The 22,043-nt window shown below is 41.6% G+C and carries 12 protein-coding genes; all 12 read right to left on the bottom strand.

Annotated features, from left to right (window positions below; all coding sequences use genetic code 11):
* Positions 1–337: 337 nt before the first annotated feature.
* The 12 genes from GD630_RS03685 to GD630_RS03630 all read right to left on the bottom strand — a co-directional run bounded on the left by GD630_RS03685 (position 338) and on the right by GD630_RS03630 (position 21,974).
* Positions 338–1,762, bottom strand: coding sequence for a glycosyl hydrolase family 28 protein (locus tag GD630_RS03685; protein WP_373148705.1), 1,425 nt, complete (start codon positions 1,760–1,762; stop codon positions 338–340).
* A gap of 16 nt (positions 1,763–1,778) precedes the next feature.
* On the bottom strand, positions 1,779–3,092 hold the full coding sequence (locus GD630_RS03680; protein WP_143868233.1) for an alginate lyase family protein: 1,314 nt from the start codon (positions 3,090–3,092) through the stop codon (positions 1,779–1,781).
* Positions 3,093–3,137: 45 nt separating this feature from the next.
* Positions 3,138–5,135 carry an IPT/TIG domain-containing protein gene (locus GD630_RS03675; protein ID WP_143868231.1) on the bottom strand — a complete coding sequence of 666 codons (1,998 nt, stop codon included), beginning with the start codon at positions 5,133–5,135 and terminating at the stop codon, positions 3,138–3,140.
* Between the two features lie 12 nt (positions 5,136–5,147).
* Positions 5,148–6,362: a DUF5013 domain-containing protein gene (locus GD630_RS03670; RefSeq protein ID WP_143868230.1), complete on the bottom strand. Its 1,215-nt coding sequence runs from the start codon at positions 6,360–6,362 to the stop codon at positions 5,148–5,150.
* A gap of 41 nt (positions 6,363–6,403) precedes the next feature.
* On the bottom strand, positions 6,404–8,161 hold the full coding sequence (locus GD630_RS03665) for a RagB/SusD family nutrient uptake outer membrane protein (RefSeq protein WP_143868229.1): 1,758 nt from the start codon (positions 8,159–8,161) through the stop codon (positions 6,404–6,406).
* Positions 8,162–8,185: 24 nt separating this feature from the next.
* Positions 8,186–11,446 carry a SusC/RagA family TonB-linked outer membrane protein gene (locus GD630_RS03660; RefSeq protein WP_143868228.1) on the bottom strand — a complete coding sequence of 1,087 codons (3,261 nt, stop codon included), beginning with the start codon at positions 11,444–11,446 and terminating at the stop codon, positions 8,186–8,188.
* Between the two features lie 48 nt (positions 11,447–11,494).
* Positions 11,495–12,025: a sigma-70 family RNA polymerase sigma factor gene (locus tag GD630_RS03655; protein ID WP_143868227.1), complete on the bottom strand. Its 531-nt coding sequence runs from the start codon at positions 12,023–12,025 to the stop codon at positions 11,495–11,497.
* A gap of 258 nt (positions 12,026–12,283) precedes the next feature.
* On the bottom strand, positions 12,284–12,646 hold the full coding sequence (locus tag GD630_RS03650) for a hypothetical protein (RefSeq protein ID WP_143868226.1): 363 nt from the start codon (positions 12,644–12,646) through the stop codon (positions 12,284–12,286).
* A gap of 62 nt (positions 12,647–12,708) precedes the next feature.
* Positions 12,709–16,785 carry a hybrid sensor histidine kinase/response regulator transcription factor gene (locus tag GD630_RS03645; RefSeq protein WP_143868224.1) on the bottom strand — a complete coding sequence of 1,359 codons (4,077 nt, stop codon included), beginning with the start codon at positions 16,783–16,785 and terminating at the stop codon, positions 12,709–12,711.
* 188 nt (positions 16,786–16,973) lie between these two features.
* Positions 16,974–19,328, bottom strand: a complete 2,355-nt coding sequence (locus GD630_RS03640) for a hypothetical protein (protein WP_143868265.1) — start codon at positions 19,326–19,328, stop codon at positions 16,974–16,976.
* A gap of 3 nt (positions 19,329–19,331) precedes the next feature.
* A complete protein-coding gene (locus GD630_RS03635) occupies positions 19,332–21,386 on the bottom strand; it encodes a tetratricopeptide repeat protein (protein WP_143868223.1) in 2,055 nt (684 codons plus the stop codon).
* Positions 21,387–21,416: 30 nt separating this feature from the next.
* Positions 21,417–21,974 (bottom strand): DUF3575 domain-containing protein, encoded by a 558-nt coding sequence (locus GD630_RS03630; protein WP_007759007.1) that lies wholly within the window; start codon positions 21,972–21,974, stop codon positions 21,417–21,419.
* Positions 21,975–22,043: the final 69 nt, after the last annotated feature.

Raw genomic sequence — 22,043 nt, 5'->3', positions numbered from 1 at the left:
TACTGCCCCATACTTCATATATTAACCTTTAATCAAACAGAGAAGCTCACAGCAGTGAGCTCTTCTATCCACAAATGTAAGCCCAAAAGCCCACTGCTGTGAGCCTGTCTATTCACACCTGTAAGCTCTTGAGAAACAAGGCAGCTTGCAAGAAGAATATAAGGAACCATCATTACAATACTACAGGCCGACATATTATCCAACGGGGTATGAGAGCAAAAGTTACCCTCATGCTACCATCATACTTACCCTCATAGCTCAAGCACCGATGAATAAGGGGATTCAAGAGACTATGAGGGTATGACAGCAAAATTGAATAAAACTTTTAGTTGAAAAGTTACTTTATTCTCACTTTTCCTACAAAATCTTTCTTATCCACGTTCAACTCTTCCAATGTAGTCACCCGTTTACCGTTCAATACGATATTCTCGAACAGAATATTCTCTACTTTGCGGTTCTTATCATAACCTTCTATCAAGGAAGGATTGATATACTTGCCTGTACAAGAGATATTACGGAACACAATATCCTTCACGCCTCTTCCCGGACCGGTATTATACTTTTGGTTATACATCACACGAAGATGGAACAGTTGCCCTTCCTGAATATTTTCGACCCGAATATCCTCGAACGTTATGTTGCGTGCCAAGTTATGGTCTCCAACGTTGATGGTCATACATCCTTGATAATTGCGGTCGTCTTCATCATGCTCCAAGATATCGATATTTTTGAATAACATATCTTCGAGCACTTCATCTCCCGTCTTTGTATTGCCATGCGTACCGATATTAATGGGGTGCGCAATATCAGCCCAAAGAGTAGAATTCTGAACACGTACTTTCCGGCAATCTCCATAATAATTCCAACGGTGAGTATAGAAAGCAAGACAATCATCGGAATTACGCAGAAACACATCATCAATGACAATATCGGAGCAAGACATGAAATCCAGTCCGTCACTCCACCCTTGATAGCTGAATGATTTCAGGTTTTTGATGGTTATTCCTTGACTTTGTCCGCCGGAAACGGTATAGTGACGTGAATTGACAACAGTAATTCCATCAATCAATACATTTTTGGAATATGCCACCGATATGCCCTGTTGCGGTTCGAGCAACATACCATACCCCAGAATCTTCACATTTTCCACGCTGTCACAATTAAGACAACCTTTCAGCACTGCCCCACCTTCCAAATAGACCGTAGTGTTGGAAGGAATACGGAAACACTTGCCTGCCGCATCGGTAGGTTCATGGATACCGGACTCAAAATACATCACGTTCGGATCATTCTTATCAGGTATATCCTTAATTATCGGATTGGCAAATACGTGTAGATTATTCAAGCGGTCACCGTTAAACTCTACAGATAGTTTTTGCGGCTTATCCAATGTGAACAGCAGAAAGTTTCCGTCTATCTTCGGCTGAATGCCTTTAGATAGTGGACGTACTATTGCCGAACGGATCTCTCCATTGTTCTTCCGTATTAATACTTCCACTTTACCGGAAAAATCAAACTGCACCATAGTTGCATCCGATTTTGTATCCATATCCACCTTTACGTTATATTCGAAAAGGTCTACCCAATCTTTTTCACCTGCTTGCCGTACTTTTACTGTGTAGTCGTCGTTGTGACGGGCATAGTAAATACCTTGCGGGACAGGGTATACGAGTATCTCCGCCCGTAAAATACTATTCCACCCTAACAACAATAAAAATACAACTATCAACTTTAATGATATCTTCATATTAAATAAATTCATTAAACACATTCTGCTTTTATCTTGCAAACATCAATGTACCGAATCCCAGTACATCGTAACCGCCGGAATTGGGATCATAATATCCACCGCCACCTTCTACGCCCACATATTCCGTAGCGATTTTAGTATATTTCAGTTTTTCATCCGATATATTTTTGATACTCTTGTAATGATAATACGGCAATGCCCAAATAGCACGTTTCATCCACTTTCCACCTCCTACAACTGTCTGTTCTTCCGGAGAAATACCATTCCACTGATTGTGTTTTTGCCATATATAAGTAGTGAAAGGCACGGTTTCCTCTGTATAGTTACAACATGCAGCATACTCACATCCCCGCAAGAAAAGATTATCATCATACGCAAAGAAATCATCTCCCTGACTCCAGGCTAACTGACAAATAACACCAACCAAACCGACACACATTAATGTATGTCCCTGATCACGTCCACTTTCCTGCCATTGTGCAAAATTATATTCTGGTGAATAATCGTGATAGATTGCACGACGCAAACGTCCGTTTGTCACTCCCGATTGGAAATGTTCAATACCTTCATTATAAATATCACGCCTATCGGTGACAATGCCAATAGCGATTGTAGAAGCAATGTTGCACAATCCCCAGTTTGCCCAATAATGCAAGTGGTTAGTATCATGATGACGCACCAGGAAATCCTTATTGGCCGGATAGAAAACCTTTAATAACCATTGTTGAAAAGCTAGAAAATCTTCGGGATCCCAACCTCTATATTCCCGCAATAATTGACCGGCAATGGCGAACTCATAACCATAAAGCCCTGCAGCCAAAGAAACATTAGAGTTACCAGTAACTCCAACACAGGTCTGGACCCATTTATTCAAGTTTTCAACAGCCTTAGCGGCATATTCATCATCATTTTCTATCTTCCAACGCAATGCCTGCTGGTAAGCTATTGACGCTCCACGTGCTGCATTGATATAGTTTTCCCCTACCGTTGCCCCATCTATAGTTACCGCAGCTCCACGTACAATATACGCAACCGGATATGTGTCTGTCCCTTTCTGAGAGAAAGAACTTTCCTTCAACATCTGATAACCTGTAATCCAAGGCTCTTCCACGTCTTTTTTCTCACGAATACGGGCAAAATCTTCTTCAGAATGTATACCGACCTTTTCCATAGGTACTGAATTATCTTTCAGCTCAACTTGAATAAGATTGATATTATTGTCCGGCAAAATAATTTTATTTAAATCGGTTTCTACACCTAAACTCGGCAAATCAATGCCATCACCGCATCCTGTCAATGACAGGAATGCGAATGTTATGGCGATATAATATATCTTTCTCATATTCTTCTATTTTTTAATTAAAGTCATGATATTATCACTATGCTTTTATTCCACCAATATAACTTTAAAACTCTCTATCTTAACATACCTCTCTTTAGAAGTCAAAGTGGAAACAAAACCGATTGATAACACAGAACATTTTGACATATTAAGTTCCATCTTTACCTCTCCAACTTTTGTTAATGAGGTCTGAGCCAAACTATTGCTGACATCTTCTATATCTAAAATTCCTTCATCTCCTACACATACCATTGCATACGATTGACCGGAAAGTTTGATATCACGCACATTAATAATAATGTCATATTGTCCTACAGGTAAGGACGTAACCTGCCATATTTTTCCATTTTCCATTTTATCCGGACATCCCCATCCTGATTGCATAGCAAGAGAAGTTACCGCATTATTCTTATCTTGCCATTGTACTCCAACAACTTTACCTTCACATGAAACACCTTCAACTTCCCAATCTTGTGGTTTCCACCATTCCCTTTTTCTTGCATCTGAACCTTCCATTACTAACCATTCATGCTTATAATTTTTCAACACATACTGAGTAATATCGCCATCTTCCGGCATTATCACAAGTTCAGGTCCTTCGATATCTACATCCACATCTTGTATCTTCATCAGCAATTTTCCGGAAGTAAAGTCATTAGGGACTGTTATAGAAATCGCATCTGCTGTAACATTACCATTAATATCAATCTGTTCCTCTCCAAGCATCACAACTATTGCATTTGCATCAGTACCAAAATTCTTACCTTTAATCGTAATATTACTACCGGCTTTTACTAATATTCCATACGGGAAATTATATGCACCTTCTATTGAAGTTATTTCCGGTGTATCGTACACCTCAAATACCCCATATTCACCCATTGAAATCGTAACACCTTGAATAGTCAATGTTAATGTGTTTGCTCCTGCCTGTAAGCCTGCAGGAACTCTAACAACAATATTTCCATCTTTGTCAAACGTAGGCACTTCACAAACTGTCTCTCCGAATTTAACTTCGATATCACTCGCTTTATTTCCAAAATCAGTACCGCTAATAACAACTTCCGCATTTACATACCCTTCCGTCTTAGAAATACCTGTGACTATAGGTTTAGGTAATATAGTATAGTCCAACCGAGTCTTTATTTCCTCAAACGGAGTAGAGACAGCAATTTTATAATTTCCAGCAGTCAACATTTCAGGTACTTTCAATGTAATTTTCTCATTCGACAATTGTTCCATATCAACAATACCCGTAGCGATAATCTCCGTACCTTGTAAAAACTCAACTTTCCATGTTCCCGGAAGTTCAATATCAGATTCCAATAACTCAGGTTTGAGATTTGTACCAGTAATAACAGATATACAGCCGGCTAATCCTTGATTACTGTCCTCTCCCGCAGTATTTTGCACTTTATCTACTGTAGCATGCTGCAAAACTGTAAACTGTCCGGAAACATTTACCGGTACATCAGCAATTGTCAAAGTAATAGCACCACTTTGCGCACCTTCCGGTACTTTCACAGAAAAGCTTTCCATTTCCGGTTCCGCCATAAATGCAGCACTTTCCTCTTTTCCACTAAACAGTACTTTATAATGAGCTGAAGGAACTCCTAAATCGTGACCATTAAATTTAATCTCATCACCGACAAAACCATACAAAGGAATCACCGTTCTAATACCCGGAACTCCGAGTACGTCGTACATCAATTGCGTATCTACACGTTGTCCATAAACTACTACGGAAATACGCCCTGCAGTAGTACCTTCCGGGATCTTTACAGTTAACTCTTCATCTTCACAAGATATGAGTTGCAATTTTGTATTGCCGACATACACTTCTACATCATTTGCCACTATACCAAAATTTGTCCCGTAAATCGTAAATTCATTTCCTACGTAACCAACAGCATCCGAAATAGATGTAACAGTTACAACAGGATCTTGATTCTGCATATGGATAATTTCTTCATCCTGTCCGTCGCAAGCAACCAACGAAGATATAAAGAATGCAGACAATATATAATTATATATTTTTCTCATAATAATCAGCTTTTACTTTAATGTCAATTTAAATTCTGATACTTCAAAATATTTCTTATCACCAACAGTCACTGCAAATCCTAATGATAACTCCGTTGCTTCACTCAATGTAAAATTCCATGTCACAGTTTTCGCTCCAATAGAATCATAGTCTTCTAATTTATAAACCTTCTTGACATTAGGATTTGACTTAGGATCCACCTCACTCGGATTAGGTATTGTGTTACCTTCCGCCAATACAGCATACACTTGCTGGTCGCCAACATTTCCTAAGAAATACGATATATCAAGGTCATATTCACCTGCAGGCAATGTTATGGTTTGATAGATTTTTCCATTTGTAATACTTTTCGCACTACCATTGCCACCCCATCCGGCTTGTGCACCCAGATAACCTTTTACCGTACCGCCAACTTTCCCATCATCAGCCGATGCATTTTTATTCACCATACATTTGATTTCATCAGAAACAGTCCAATCAGTAGGAATAGCAAACCATCCCATCTCATTACCTGAACCAGCCTGACTTCCGACAAAGTCATGTACTTTAAACGGATATTTATAATTCTTCAAATAGAATATAGTCACATCTCCCTTTGCAGCAGGATTCATCATCGCACCACACACTAATTCATAACCATGAATCGTAACAATAATACTACCGGAAGCATATCCCTCAGGAACTTCTACTTTTATTGTTTCAGAATCAAGCAAATCAAAGTTCACAGCTGGCGTTCCATTAAAGCTGACAGAAATATCTTCTTTGACATCTCCAAAATTTTGCCCTTTTATAGTAACTTTCTCACCTGCTTCCGCAATATTGGACCCTAAACTATTTTCTGAAGTAGTAGAAATATGTACCGGCGTAGGCAATACCTGATATTTTCCTATCACGCCTGCATCATTAGTCCAAATTTGCATCGTTACATCACCTGTAACCGCTCCCTCGGGTACTTCTACAGCTATACGATTATTCTTACACATTAATACTTTGTTAGCCTGTACTCCTCCAAAAAATATTTTTACCGGCTCTGTACGATCACCAAAATTAGTTCCGGTAATAACCACTTGTGAAGCGACAAATCCAACACTAGGAGAGATTCCTGATACTTCCGGCATCGGATATTCATATTTTTTTATCTGCGGATCTTGTTCGCAAGCATAGAACAGCAACACAAACAATGTTACCGCAAATATTCCAATCATATTTCTCAATAAATGTTTCATATATCCTATTTTTAATTAATAGATTATTAGATTTCGGCTAATTAATATCCCGGATTCTGTTTCAAATTCGGATTCAGATTAATCTGGTGTTGAGGTATCGGCCAGAGGTAATGTGCTTTACGTACAGTACTATTAGCCTTAGGAGAAATCACAACACAAGCATGTTCTTTTCCATCTCCTGTTATTACTGTTTCCTCACCATAAACATACGATTTAGCATCGTACTTAGAAGTTGGATTTCCAGATGCATCTTTAAACGGAGTGCTATATCCTGCTTCTCCGACTACTCTTCCCAAACGGGACTGATTCAACGTTTCTTCCAAGATTCCCCAACGTTTCAAATCATCATACCGGAAACCTTCCATATAAAGTTCTACAGTACGTTCACGACGAATCTCGTCCAACATAATCTCAGAAAGCTCCTTTTCTGAATTAAGTTGTTTTTTAATCTTCTCTACCAATGCATTGGTAAGATGAGCCACTCCGGCACGATCACGTAACTTATTGATTGATATCCCTAGTTGGGCATCCGTTATTTCACCATAACGTTCCATTATAGCTTCCGCATAATTCAAGCAGACTTCCGCCAAGCGCAGTACCGGATAATTGGCTGATTCTTTTTTATCACCCACAATAGGGTTACGGAACTTCTGGTCACCATACCCTGAAGTGCTACCAATAGATTCGGCCGGACCTCCTACATATGCCATCAGGCGATAATCACGATTCTGATACTCATCTGTAACATTCTGATATCCTTTAAACTGTTCATTATTAGTTGTCGGCATTCCGTTGGTGCACACAAACATATCAATAAACTTACGGGTAGGATAAATATAATTCATTTCATTATTCAAGGAGAATGCACCTGCATTCAGAACACGGTCAAAAACAGAGTAAATAATAAACTCTTTATTGCTATCTTTTCCATAACCTCCTGTCTGACTTCCATCTTCCAAACAGAAAAGATAACGACTGCTCAAATTATCAAGTTCGTTGTTATGGTTCCAAATTCTAAATACCTCATCATCCAATACATCTTTAGAAAGAGATATTGACTCCTCCAAAAACTCATTTACCTGATCACTTTTCGGACCTGCAGAGCCTTCATAATCGGTAGATGTTTTATTGTATTTGCGCCAAGTAGCTTCATACAGCAACACGCGGGCCTTAAATGCTTTTGCCCCTTGCTCACTTATATGTCCTTTATCCGACGTAGCAATGTTCTGCTCTTTCGGTAATCTGCTGATAGCATTTTGAAGGTCACTAAGTATCAGGTCCGCTACCTCATAACGGCTGTTACGCGTTTTTTGCAATTCCGGTGAATCCGTATCGAGAGGAACTGTAATAATAGGTACGCCTCCAAAATATTTCAACAGGTAAAAATAGTTATAAGCACGAAAGAAATACGCTTCCCCAAGATAGGGATCAATTTCACTCTGGTTACCACTATACGCTTCCCCACGTTGAAGCAATATGTTACAAGTACGTATGTTATTATAATGGTCCCAACGGGCATCATCATAACCGAGGGTCAATGTACCATATCCCAAATAAGCTTGGTTTCCATTACGGCTGTTTACTAAATCAGACTGCAAGTCCATGTGTTCCATTATACTCGAACGCCAGCCAAGCAGCTGTCCGTAAAATCCATTTGCAAACTCACGGAAATGTTCCGGTTTTTTAAAATAAACCGCATCAGTTCTTGAATCCAACGGTTCTAAATCAAGGAATGTATCTGCACAAGAAGCAAATCCCATCATGCAAGCACAAGCCAATATATAAGTTATCTTTTTCATACAATAGTCTATATCTTAGGTTGATTATAAAGTAACATTAAGTCCGAATGACCAAGTACGGGCAAAAGGATATCCGCTTGTATTGGAAGCGGAACCCATTTCCGGGTCAAAACCGTCACGAATACTAGTAGCCTCCCAAAGGTCGTTACCTGAGAAATAAAGACGGACTTTCTCCAATTTCACTTTACGTGTCCATATCTGTGGCAATGTGTATCCTACCACCAATGTCTTCAGACGGATATAACGACTATTCTGCAACATGAAGTCGTTATTCTGGTAATTCCAGGCAGAGCGGTTTGTATTATTTGTCAGACGCGGATATCTGGCATCTTTATGGTCTTCCGTCCAAGTTTGTCCGAGAAAAGTCGGATTCTGGTTTGTATAGATTGTACGGAAAGGATAAGCCATCCAGTCATTACGCATAATATATTGTTTGGCAACTCCTTGAAACATTGCGCTGATATCAATACCTTTCCACGATGCGCCAACTGTAAGACCATATACAAAATGCGGATTGGCATCTCCAATATACTGAAGGTCACTGTCGGCATTACCAAGATCAGTAATTTTATAATCACCGTTCAAGTCAAGACGTTTAGTATCACCGGGACGAAGTTCGGCAACCGTTCCCTTTCCTACATTATTTAGTGCTCCTACCTGCTCGGCATACAACGCATAATAACGGTCTACTTCCGCTTGATCCTTAAAGTATCCATCTGTACGATAAAGGAAGAATGAATTCAAAGGATAACCATTGACAGTCTTATTCACTCCTGCTCCATATCCGTCTGCTCCGGTCAGTTCTTCCAATTTGCTTTTAGTATCTCCAATATTGAAATTAGCATAATAAGAGAAGTCTTTAATCTGATCACGCCATCCGATAGTAAATTCCCAACCTTTTACATTCAGATGTCCACTATTTGTTTTCGGAGACTTACCTCCCAGTACACCGGGATAAGTGACTTCCGACAGCATACCGATATTATCCTTAATAAAGTAGTCGAAAGAAGTAGTCAGACGGCTATTGAAAAAGTGCAAGTCAATACCAACATTTTTCTGCTCTACCCGTTCCCAAGTACGATCAAGACTGATAATACCATTATTCCCCAAACCAGTACTTACCTGTGCTGCAGGAGAATAACCAAAGACAGTACTTCCTTGTGTTACAGCAACTAAATAGTCAAAATCTCCCAATCCCGCATCATTTCCGGAGTTACCGTAGCTGAGACGTAATTTTCCAAAATTAACAACAGGAGTAATAGCTTTTAAAAAGTTCTCTTCTGTAAAGATCCAACCTCCGGATACCGAAACAAAGTTTTTAAACTTATGTCCCTTTGCGAACTTAGAATTTCCGTCACGACGTCCGATCAATTCAATCAAATACTTTTCAGCATAATTATAATTCAACTTCATAATGTAAGAGTAAGAACCGTTGTGGGTCTTACCTCCTCCATTTCCTTGTGCACCGGAAGCAAGATTCAAATCATACACACCTGTATCTTCCATCTTCTCACGGGCTGTTACCATCTTTTTCTGTACCCACTTTTCAGCATTGATACCAGCCATCGCCTCAACATTATGCACTTTCGCAAAAGTACGTTTGTATTTCAGTAAGGCAGAATAATACTGATATTGCATATTATTGGCCTGCATCAAATAAGCAGGATTATGAATATCCTTAATATTCAATACATCTGTCGGATAAATCAATGACTGATTTGTATTGCTCACAACCTTATCGGCAGGATTTCCAAACCAATCATATGTCTGTACAGGAATCACATAACGGTCACGACGATATTCTTCATTTTGAAATGAAGCCATACCTTCAAAACTGATTCCTTTCCAAATATCAACAATGGCTTTCACATCAACGCGAGTAGTCAAGTTCATGCGTTCGTCACGCCCGCCATCAGAGGTTGCAGCTACAGGTTGACGGTCTCCAACTTTACCAAAATTGGCATACCACTGCCCATAGGGATTTTTAGCAGGGAAAAACGGAGGTTCGTTTCCATACAAAGATGTATCAATACCGGCAGAAGGTGATTCAGTGTTAGTCTTAATCATACTAGCCGATGTTTCCAATTTAAACCAGTCAGTAAGTCTGATTCCATAATTTAAACGCAGATTCAACTGTTTTTGACCATCATACGCTGTCGCCAAGTTTGCCTGATTATCTGCATATGCTAAAGATATACGATAATCTGTTTTCTCATTAGAACCTGATAAACTTAAATTATGCTGATAAGAAAAACGACGCGCAAACATCTCCTCCAAACGATTGGCATCTCCGATGAAGAGATCATATCCCCAGTCTTTAGCATTCGTATGATAAATACCGGAGATTCCCTGCTGCATTTTCAACATATTCTCTTCAGAAGTCCAGTTCCACCAGTCTTTTGTTTTCTGTTCTTTATTCGCTTCAATCCACATAGTAGCATATTCCTCCATACTTGGAGAGAAAGCCATGATACCGTTAGTCGTGAAACGCATATTGAAATTATAGTCTACTGTCACCTTTCCCTTACCTTTTTTCGTTGTTACCAGAATCACACCGTTGGCAGCCTTAGCACCGTAAATAGAAGCAGAACCATCTTTCAACACACTGATACTTTCTATATCATCCGGATTCAGATTCTGGAAAGAGGCATCATTCAATGTAGGAACTCCATCCACTATAATCAAGACTTTCCCGCCATTTACAGATGTCGCACCACGAATCTGGAAATTCAATCCTTCATTACCCGGGCGTGAACTGGAACGGGTAACAACCAAACCCGGAGTAGCTCCTTGTAAAGCTGCACCGACATTGGTGATGGCACGACTCTCCAAAACCTTACTACTTACTTGTTCTACCGCACCCGTCAAAGTAGCTTTCTTTTGTGTACCGTAACCAACAACCACCACTTCGTCCAATGCATTATTATCTTCTTTCAGTACAACCTTAAAATCCGAACGGTCATGAAGGGTAATAATCTGATCTACATAACCGATATAACTAATCTTTATTTGCTTAGCATCCGCAGGCACGTTCAATGCAAACCGACCGTCGATGTCGGTAATTACTCCTGCATTACTTCCTACAACCACTACGTTACAACCAATCAGCGGTTCGCCATTCACATCTGTGACAAGTCCTTTGATAGTACGTCCTGTCTGGGCTACAATCAAACTCTCTTCTACAGAATCATTCGCATAGAGCAATACACCGGGTGAACCACCCAGCAACATGGCAAAAGCCAATGCAACTCCTCTACTACATAAGAATTTGGATTTAATTTCCATAATACTATTAAATTATTAAAGTTAATATGCTTTATTCCGAGACGGTATTTAACCGACTTGGGAAAATTCATTCCGCAAACAACCACGTACAGTCTTACGCGCCAACAATAACTGGCACTCTACCGTACGAGGAGACAAAGACAATTTTCCTGCAATGGCAGGGCAAGACAATTCATGATTGAAGCTCAGCTCGTAAATCCGGCGGCGCTTGGCAGGAAGATTTTTCACCACCTCCTCATGCTTTTCTTTCAATTCACGATAACAGATTACATCTTCCGTCGTGTTTCTATCAGAGTCGTTCACCTTATTATATATATAAGCAACAAAATCTTCTTGCTTATAATAACGGCGTATCTGATCAGTCACAATATTACGGGCAATCGTAAAAAGCAAAGACCAGACAGTGTCGGGTTTTACAAACGTTCTGTATTCCCACAAGCGGACAAAAACATCCTGTGCCAAATCTTCCGCTTCATACGGACGGCAAATACGAAGAGCGATATAGTTTTTGATATACTCCCGATATTTCAGGTAGCATTCTGAAAAGAAGTCGTCAAATGTAGCTTGTTGTTTACTCATGGCATTAAATTTATCCGTTTAACGATGTTACAAAAGTAAGAACAAGTTTAAAAAACAAATAACACAAAAGTAACAGAAAACAAAACTATGGTAACAAGCATGTTTTTTTGCAAAATATCCCCATTCCATCGGCATAAATGCAGGTTTCATAGTAACAAAAAAAGGGAGGCCGTTACATTTGGCGACTCCCCTGTTCTGTACTTTGCATAAGTCTGTGGCATGATTCGCCACAGATGCAGATTATCTCTGATATTTGCTTTACTGCGCAGCCTGAAAATCCGGAATACGTTTCACATCCGCACCTTTCATGACACCTTTTTTAATGGCCTCATTTGTTTCGGTGATTTCTTTCTTGACACGCTTATAATATTCTTTTGTCAGCCCTTTCTCTATTGCATCCGATTCCGTTGCCGGCCAAAAATACTGGTAATCCATCAACATCAGGTCCGGAGCCACTACTTTAAAGAAAAGACTGTCCCCTGCAAACTTTTCACGCAAATCACCCAGATAGATGGTATCTGCCGGATTCACTTCCTGACCGTTCGCACTATTTTTTGAACTACCTCCGCAAGAGGACAACAACAAACCTCCTACCAATGAAATTAAAACTAATACTTTCATATCGCTATTTATTATAAATTGGCACAAATGTAATAATTAAACTAATAAACGTAACTATAATGTCATTCTTTTTTTCCAGACTCTTCTGCATATTGCTTAGGCAACATCCCAAACATTTCTTTAAAACACTTCGAGAAATAACTGGGAGAGCTGAATCCTACCCGATTCGCTATTTCGATGATCGGCAATCGGCTTCCTTGCAATAATTGCGCTGCCCGTTTCAAACGGATACTGCGGATAAAGTCCGTCGGAGTATGTCCGGTTATGGATTGCAGCTTACGGTAAAGACTCATGCGTACCATCCCCAAATCGCCACTCAACTCCTCTACACCATATTCCGGATTATCCATATTTTTTTCTATGTATTCCAAGCATTTCTGTATCAATTGCTCGTCTACGGAAGTAATTGTGATAGCACTCGGATTTACTTCTATATTCTTACGGAATTCCTGTTTCCTCCTTTCCTGCTGTTCTATCAACTTCTCAATGCGTACCATAAGCATATCAAAGTTGAAAGGTTTCGACATATAAGAGTCGGCTCCTACTTCGTAACTGTTTATCTTGATATCGTCAGCCGTACGGGCAGTCAGCAATATCACAGGAATATGAGAGGTCTGCACATTCGTTTTGATACGACGGCAAAGTTCGATACCATCCACTTTCGGCATCATGATATCACTGATAATGAGATCGGGATTTTCTTCAATCGCCTTTCTTTCCCCTTCTTCACCATCCGCCGCTTCCACTATCCGATAAAAATCCTCCAACTGCTCTTTCAGGAAAGTACGGAATTCCTGATTATCTTCTACCAACAACAATTTCTTCATATTCTCATCTGACGCAGACACAACGGTTTCCTTTTCTTTCATACCCGTCGATTCCATATCAGTTATTTCATCCGGCAGTTCATCCGGTTCCGGCGTCAAATCCATAGGTAACCAAACGGTGAAGACCGACCCGCGATCCATCTGACTGTCAACCTTTATACGTCCACCGTGAATATTCACATATTCCCTGACCAGATGGAGTCCGATACCACTGCCTATCTTTTCATCCCCTTCATTGCCAACCTGATAGAAACGGTCAAAGATGTAGGGAAGATCGGACTCGGATATTCCGATTCCTGTGTCGGATACCGATATTCTCACATAGTTTCTCCCTTCCACTTCCTCCGTCGCAAGTAATAAGTTCACGGTTCCTCCCTCCGGAGTGTACTTAAAGGCATTGGACAAGAGATTATTTACAATTTTATGTACTTTATCCCGATCGAAAAACATATAAAGCGCTCTGTGTTCCGACTGGTTTACAAAGTTAAGATGCTTCTCTACAGCCATCGGCATAAAATTATTGTAGGCAGAAACAATAAACTCCTCCATATCGCCATTCATCAAATGCAATCTCTCACCCTTCATTTCAAGTTTACGAAAATCCAGTAATTGATTTACCAATGACAAAAGGTTTTGAGCATTCTTATAAATTGTATTCAGTTGCTTTTTCATCGTCTCATCCGTCAAACGGCGTATCATCATATCCAACGGAGTGATAATCAGTGTCAGCGGAGTACGCAGCTCGTGACTGATATTGGTAAAGAAACGGAATTTCATCTGGTCCAACTCTTCTTTCTGCCTCAAAGCTTCCTCTTCTTGCATACGGATCATCTTCTGCCGGTTACGGCGGTTAATCACATAAATAAGACCGAAGACCAACAAAATACCCAAAACGGCATAGAGGATGCGGGCAGCCAATGTATCCCAAAACGGAGGATGAATCACAATTTTGAATTCAGACTCCGGCCCCCATATCCGGTCGTTTCCGGCTGCGGACACACGGAAAACATATTCGCCAGACGGAAGATTATTATACACAACACGTCCCTGTCCATTCTCAAACGATGTTTCAATCCATTCTTTATCAAAACCTTCCAACTGATAACGAAAAGAAGTCTGAGAAGGATTAGAGAAGTTCAGTCCCGAAAATTCAAGTGTTACATAATTCTCATCATATTCCAATTGCACTGCATCCGAATAACTCAATGCTTTGTCAAACAATATGCGACCATTATATTCCTCTCCCGACACTACCGGAACATTGAACAGGCGGAATGAAGTGAATAAAGGCCGATTGAGGCATTGGTTATCAACCATATTCTCAGGAGAAAAGACAATAAATCCATTCATCAAGCCTAAGAAGAGTTGATTGTCACGGGTTATCAGGGAAGGAAAGCTATATAAATCATCCTGCCGGATCTCATCTTCGGACAAATAACTGACAACGTGAAAACTGTATTTATCCGTCTTACGGTCTACTTTTATCTTATAGATAGAAGTGACTGTCGATATCCATATATCATGATTTTTATCTTCCACCACATTCAGGATAGCTTGTGACAACCCTTCTTCTTTCCCCAATGTATAACTTTGCCCATGATGGGTAAGGACATTCAAACCGTATTGGGTAGCAAACCATAAAGTACCTTCATGATCTTTCAATATCTGGTTATACTTCATACTTCCTTGATTAAAGATTGAATTGGCTTGTCCATCCTGTTCGGATATCCAGATTGTATTTTTTGCAGGATCATAGATATACAAGCCATTATCGCTACCCACTACCAATCGGGACCGGTCGTCAATAGCCAACGCATTGGCTACTTTATATTTCTTCAACTCGGGAAACTGTTCGGATAATAGTTTTATCTGTCCATTCTCCGGATTGAACAAGCCTACACCTCCGTATATACTCACCCACAACCGTCCGGAAGGATCCTCGACCATAACACGTATATTACTGAAATCCAACTCATTCTGATAATCCGTGTCCGGATAGTCATAAGATCTTACTTTCCCGTGTTCTATACAATATAATCCGTCATGATAGGTCCCCACCCAGATACGGTTTTCTTTGTCTTCGTAGAGGACACGGCAATTCTTTTGATTGAATTCATCATGCAGCCTGTTCAAGCTCCGTGTTGCCGGTTCGTAACGATACAGTCCCGAAGTGGTTCCCATAAGAATCTCGCCTTTCGAAGTCTCCAACATACAACGGATCTCCTCTCCTTTCCAGTCTCCGCGAATCATTTTCTTATTACACAGCATTATCTTGTTCATGCTGGGATGGTAATAGCACATTCCCTGATTGTAAAGCCCCATCCAGACGGAATTATTCTCATGATCGCAATAAATGCTCTGAACTGCATTTCTCACTCTATTGCCCGATAACAAAGGTATATCCAGTGTTTGAGTTACGGAGAAATTATGCATATCAATAACATAAAATCCATCAATAACGGTTCCTACCCATGCATTTCCACCTTTATCCACATCCATTGAGGTGAACCATGAATAATGTCCCAACCGGATACTTGAAATCGGGTTCCATTTTTTATTATAAACATCATAGTAACCTATCCCCCGATCCCACATCAGCCAGAAGTCACCGTTATCGAGTATCCGTAAGACAACACGGTCATCCGGTTTCAGCTGGCCTTTCAAGAAATCGAGTTCCTGAATAAAACGTTTCTTCTCCCAGTCATAGCAGCGGATAGCCCCTTTCTGATGCACCATCCAACTATAGTTGCCGTGACTTTCTATTCCCAACAGTCCGCCATAATATTCCATAAACTCATCATTCCTGCAAACCAGTTCTGCCGATTTCGTTTCCGTATCATACGTATAGACGGAAGATCCCGGCGTGAGAAACCAATAACGCTTCTCGGAATCAATAATCAGATCCTCCACCCTATCTTTCAGCCCGAACTGAAGAAACAGCGAATCTACATTATAGATATACTGTTCGGTAGTCAAATCAAAAACGCGCAGGCTTTTACGTTCTTTCATCCACAAACGTTTATCGGTATCAATATATTGTTCGGGAATGATGTGGTTATATACTATGGGATATTCACCATGAATATTGAAAGGGAAATTTGAATAGTTTGCACCGTCATACAGGCTTAGCAACACAGTGCTTCTCACCCCGATACGTCCGTCGGGAATAGGAAAAACACTCTTGACATAGTTATCCGGCAATCCTTCGACAACTCCGATTTGCCGGAATACGTAAGGGGATTCCTGCGAGTTCAGGTACTCCGGATATAATATCCCCCATATAATAATCAATATGCATATTCGAATCTTCATAGTTTTCTTTTTTGTAGTACTATTATTAGTACGAACGAAAAATGAAATCCCCTTATCCTACTCCACTATTATTTTGAAACAAAGATAACAGTTAGCAGACAAAATCAAGTAAAGAGCGACAAAACTTTCACTCTTGAATTTGTTTTTATCGAATATACAGCTGTATTTTTGTAAGTAGAATGCTAACTTTATTTAAAGGTAGGCATTTTAAACTTGTAAATCAATCCTCCCACCATAGAAGCAACGCGGTCGGGTCTTCCCTGATCCATACCATCATACGTGTCCGTGCGAATGCCCACTTTGGGTTCCACATAGAAGTCGAGGGAAGAGCCCAGTTTCAGTTTGACTTGCGCACCGGCGTCAATTCCCGGAACAGCTTTAAATTCACCTCTACGACGTACCAATCCGGCTGTCACTCCGACAAAAGGAACAACATCTATCACGTGATCCCGGCTATATCCCTTCGCCAAAGTAGCGAGACTCATCATATAATCCATTCCTAACCCCGCATAATGAAGATTCAACTTATCCGGTGTTTTCGCCTTATACATGATTGTTCCGTTCACACGCCATGCAGAAAGCGGAGTATACCATTTTCCGATACTACCCTTAGCTTCCACACCTATATTCTTTACCAAATCCCGATTGGCAACCAGCAGACTGCTTACGCCCAATGCTCCCGATATGAAATACCGTTTGTCATCTTTCTCAAACACACTGCGATTGGCCGCTTTGGAATAAGGAACAAAACGATAATGGAAACCGGCATTGATCCCCACCATCACATCCTTCTGCATGAAACCCAGATTTCCTTCGATAAACTTATCACGATACAGACGGATTTGCGGTTCGAGATACAAACCGAAGAAATCATTGATGTGCCATACTCCCTGTACCCCCGCATTGAGTCCCGGCTGGAACTTATGCTCTGAGTTCGACGTATAAGCCAGGTTAAATCCTACCGAACCGATCAGTTCAAAAATACGTTCCGGATCATATCCGCTCATAGTAGAAGTGATATTCCATAAATAATCCAATCCTCCGGTTATGGTGATATGTCTGAGTCTCTCCGCCTCCATATCTGTCGGAAGCAAATAATTGGAGAAGAAACCTCCCGTCCCTACCAGTCGCAGACCGGAATACGGAGTAAACCATTTTCCGATAGAAGCGGAAAGTTGCGGTCCCCATGCAGCGAGATGTTTCAGATTAGTCTTATTCAGGAATAACTGTGCCCCGATACCTGACGTCATGAATAGATTGTCGGCAATATGATTGCTTGAGAATCCATTCTGAGGACGGGCAGCACGGTCTATTGCGTGATACGTCACACCGAAGTTCAGTTCTCCGAGCTGGTCTGTACTACCGAAACCACATCCACCGGCATATCTCTTCTGATAAACATTAAGGCGGGGTTCCACAAACAAATCTACGGAACGGTTCAACCGGAAACTTCCTTGAAGCCCGATACCCAATCCCGGTGCATACTTGGCTGTCTGCGCCACTCCTTTTGTCCCGGACAGATTGACACCGGCTATACCGATCAAAGTGAAAAGCCTCTGTTCGTCATATCCCCAAAGTATATTATTGATATTCAGCAAATAATCGGCATGCAGGTCTACATGCTTGAAATAGCTGCTCGCACTACCGGCAGGCGTATCGCTGTAGCCAACGGTTCCGGACAAGCGTACTCCCGACGACGGACTGAACCATTTACCGATTCCGGCAGAGAACTGCGGTCCGAATCCTTTGAGTGTATTCTTTATCCCCGGCATTTTCAGCGTACTGATTCCACCGGACAACGAGACAAACATATGATTGAGGAATGAGCTGTTATCGAAGTTGTCAAAATGAATCTTCCTGCCCATCGCCGCAGCAGGCATATAGGTCAGACCCACCAAGACCGATCCTCCCATCTTATATTTTCTCCAACTTTCGGTATGCCCCAATCCATCGTTATACCATCCGATTCGGGGTTCGACAAATAAATCGAGTGTCCGTGAAAGACGGACATTCCCCTGCAATCCCATACGGACACCATAATAGAACTCATGTCCATTCTTCACAGCCGGATTATCACCGGCCGAATTGTCATTGGCTCTGGAATAGCCGGCTTCAACTCCCGCTATACCCAAAAGTTCGAACCTGCGCTGTTCGTTGTATCCGAATGTAAGAGAAGATATATTCAGCAGGTAGTCGAAGCTGCCTCCTACCATTTTTATCTTACTGTTATAGACTTCCGACGGCAAATAGCCCAAAGTCGCTCCCAGACGCGCGCCGTGAACAGGAGTGAACCATTTGCCTATAAAAGCATTGGCTGTCATTCCCATGCCATCCTGTCCTCCGCTCGTCAGCAAACCGTAAGGTCCCAGCCCGGCAGAGAAAAAGAGGTGTTCATTGAATTTATTACTTTCAAACCTCTCATTGGCAGGTCTTTTCTGCAACATATATTTCAATGCACCATAATCCTGTGCCTGCAAAGCAACAGACAACATCAAGAACAATGCCACTGCCGCATATTTATTTTTGATTCTGAGGATATCCATCATTTACTCTTTCGTTGTATTATCATTCTTTATTTTCTGCTCTTCGGGCAACAGGTCGATAATGTCGCCGTCCACTCTTGCGGTCTCCAGCAAGGAAGGATCCAGTTCCAGAGCTTTCTCAATATACGTAAGTGCTTCACCCACCTTTTCCATACGGTTGGCAGCGATAGCCTTCACATAATACTCGCGAGCCGAGCCCGTATTCAGCTGCGAAGCCTTCTCCCATGCTTCCTTATTCTTCTTCATCGCCAGCAACATGATCACTTCATTGAAAGGACTGGTAGCCGCCACTTTCTCAAACGCATCGTCGTAATAGCCTGCCATCGCCTGAACGATCGCCTGCAAATCATCGGCAACAACTCCCTCAGGAAGCAGTGTCAACACAGAATCAGCCTTCGTATATTTACCTTCATGCAACAGGGCAATCGCCTGATTGGAAAGCAATTCCACCGGAGCTGACTTGCTGACGAACGGTTCAAGAATCTTGGAATCCGGCGTATCTTTCTGAATATTCAACACAGCCAGCTCATTCGCCGCATACGTAAAGTTATCGTACAATTCAAGAGCTTCTTTACAATACCTCTCTTTTTCATCCGGCGTCTTAGCCGTTGCAATCATCCGGTAATATTCAAAACGTGTCAGCTCCTTCGGATCTTTCTTATAGAGCTGCATAATTTCCTCATCCGTCAAAGAACGGAAAATAGAATATCCGTAAGTGTACTGCACTTTTCTCAACTTAGGCAGATACACAGCAGCAACCTCCTTATAAAAAGGTTTCGATTTCAGCGCGCGATTCAACTGGTAATTCTTTTCTCCGTATCGCTTAATCAATTCCGTGATCTCGTCGGCCGTATCCTGTCTGGAATCTTTCCGCAGCAACTCCGCCACTTCTTTCCACGAAGCGACCGACGCGTCCGATTTCACCTCCAGAAGTTTGCGGGTCTCCGGGTCGAGTTGCGACAAGATACGGTCCAGCGCCTTGTCCGTACGCAACTTAGCCAGTCGCAGATTCGATTCATACGAACCGTCCGGCGAAGCGACACCCGTAATATGGAAACTTTTCAATGAAGCCTCCGGATTCATCTCGATAGCGTGCAACTCTTGATTCAAGCGATTCAGTTCCACCTGATTCTGTGGATTCTTATCATCCAGATCAGCTTTTCCCACAACGAAAGTCAAGTTGACTTCTCCTTTGGTATCCCTCAATTGCATCACAGGTTTGGGGAGATATTTCTCATCCGTCAGATTGAAAGCGGAGAATTTATATTCCAGGAAACGCAACGGATTGACAGTACCGCGTGCGATAGAGAAAGAATCCCGATAGATAATAGCACGGTAATTCTCCATCGCAAGATGCACATCCGCACGATAATCATGTTGCAGATACTCTATATAGATAGAATCATGATAGGCGATAATATCCCCGTTCCGCGAGGAAGTAGTCTTCACCTGTATGTATTCGTGCAGCGGGTCCTGTTCGATATTATAATCATACATACGCCGCTGGGTAGTATTATATGTACCTCCGTCGAACACCACGGGACGTAACAGCAAACGCTTCTTCTGTGTCACATCATAGATAGAAGGTTGCAATACCAGACGGCGGTTGGAAGTGAACATCTCCTTAGGCACCGGCACACGGGTTTTCAGATGGAAGTAATTGCCTTTTATCTCAATGTCCGTAGGCTCGGGCACCACTTTATCCTTCACTTTTGAAATCACAGTCACCTCGTCAAGTTCAATGACCGCATCTTTGAGCACCACGTTGATAATCTGCTTTCCGCCCACCTTGACCGTCTTGTCTTCATACCCGACACAGGTATATTTCAACGATCCGTGCCGTTCCGCCAGCACACTGTAGCGTCCGTCCTCATCGGAGATTTCAATGCGTTCATTCGTTACAGGATCTATAATATTCACGTTCGGAATGCTTTTTCCCTGTTGGTTGGTGACGTGTCCTTGCACACGCATACGTTGGGCGTACGCATCCGCACCGAGTAGCAGCATGGCTGCCAGGAGGATTCCGATTAATCTATCACGTTTACAATTGATTTTCATTCTCTTTTCTAACTATAAATGTTCGTTCCGTTACCGGATAATATACACAAAAGACACTCCCAGCTTCACCGGTGCCAGCGTTGTCTTACTGTCATTCGCCGCATCCGGTTTCGGAGCACCCTTGTCGTACTTAAACTGGCGGTAGTGCATCACCCCGATACCTGCCGTCGCCTCAATATTCCAATGATCGTTCAGCACCCAAGCATAACCGTACGTCAAACCGACTGCCAGCGCATCGCCTTTGTGATGCACATCTTTAACCAGCATATTAAAATTGTTCGCAAAAGCGGTGACACCTAGAAAATGGCTCACCATCGGACGGTTTAACCAATAACGTACTTCCGGCTGAAAATGTGTGAAAGTAGTTTTAAAATTGTCTGTACTGATCGGATTCGCAGCGACTCCCATATTGAGAGAGATATGACGACCCAAAACAAATTCGGCCTCGACATTAGGGCTGGCAGTCAGCCATCCCAACGTGTTCGTTTTCACAGCCACTCGTTGTGCGTGTACATGTACCCCACAACACAATAACAGAAATGACAACAGAGCGACCACTCTGCGACCATTTCTCAGTGCATATACCATAATTATTTTCCCACTAAATATTTCCCACTAAATATCCACCCTATATAAATAAGGACTTCTTGTCCGTTT

Origin of the sequence: Bacteroides zhangwenhongii (assembly GCF_009193325.2) — a bacterium.
GTDB classification, from domain to species: Bacteria; Bacteroidota; Bacteroidia; order Bacteroidales; family Bacteroidaceae; genus Bacteroides; species Bacteroides zhangwenhongii.
The sequence above is the reverse complement of the archived record's forward strand: the minus strand, read 5'-3'. Positions and strand labels throughout refer to the sequence as shown.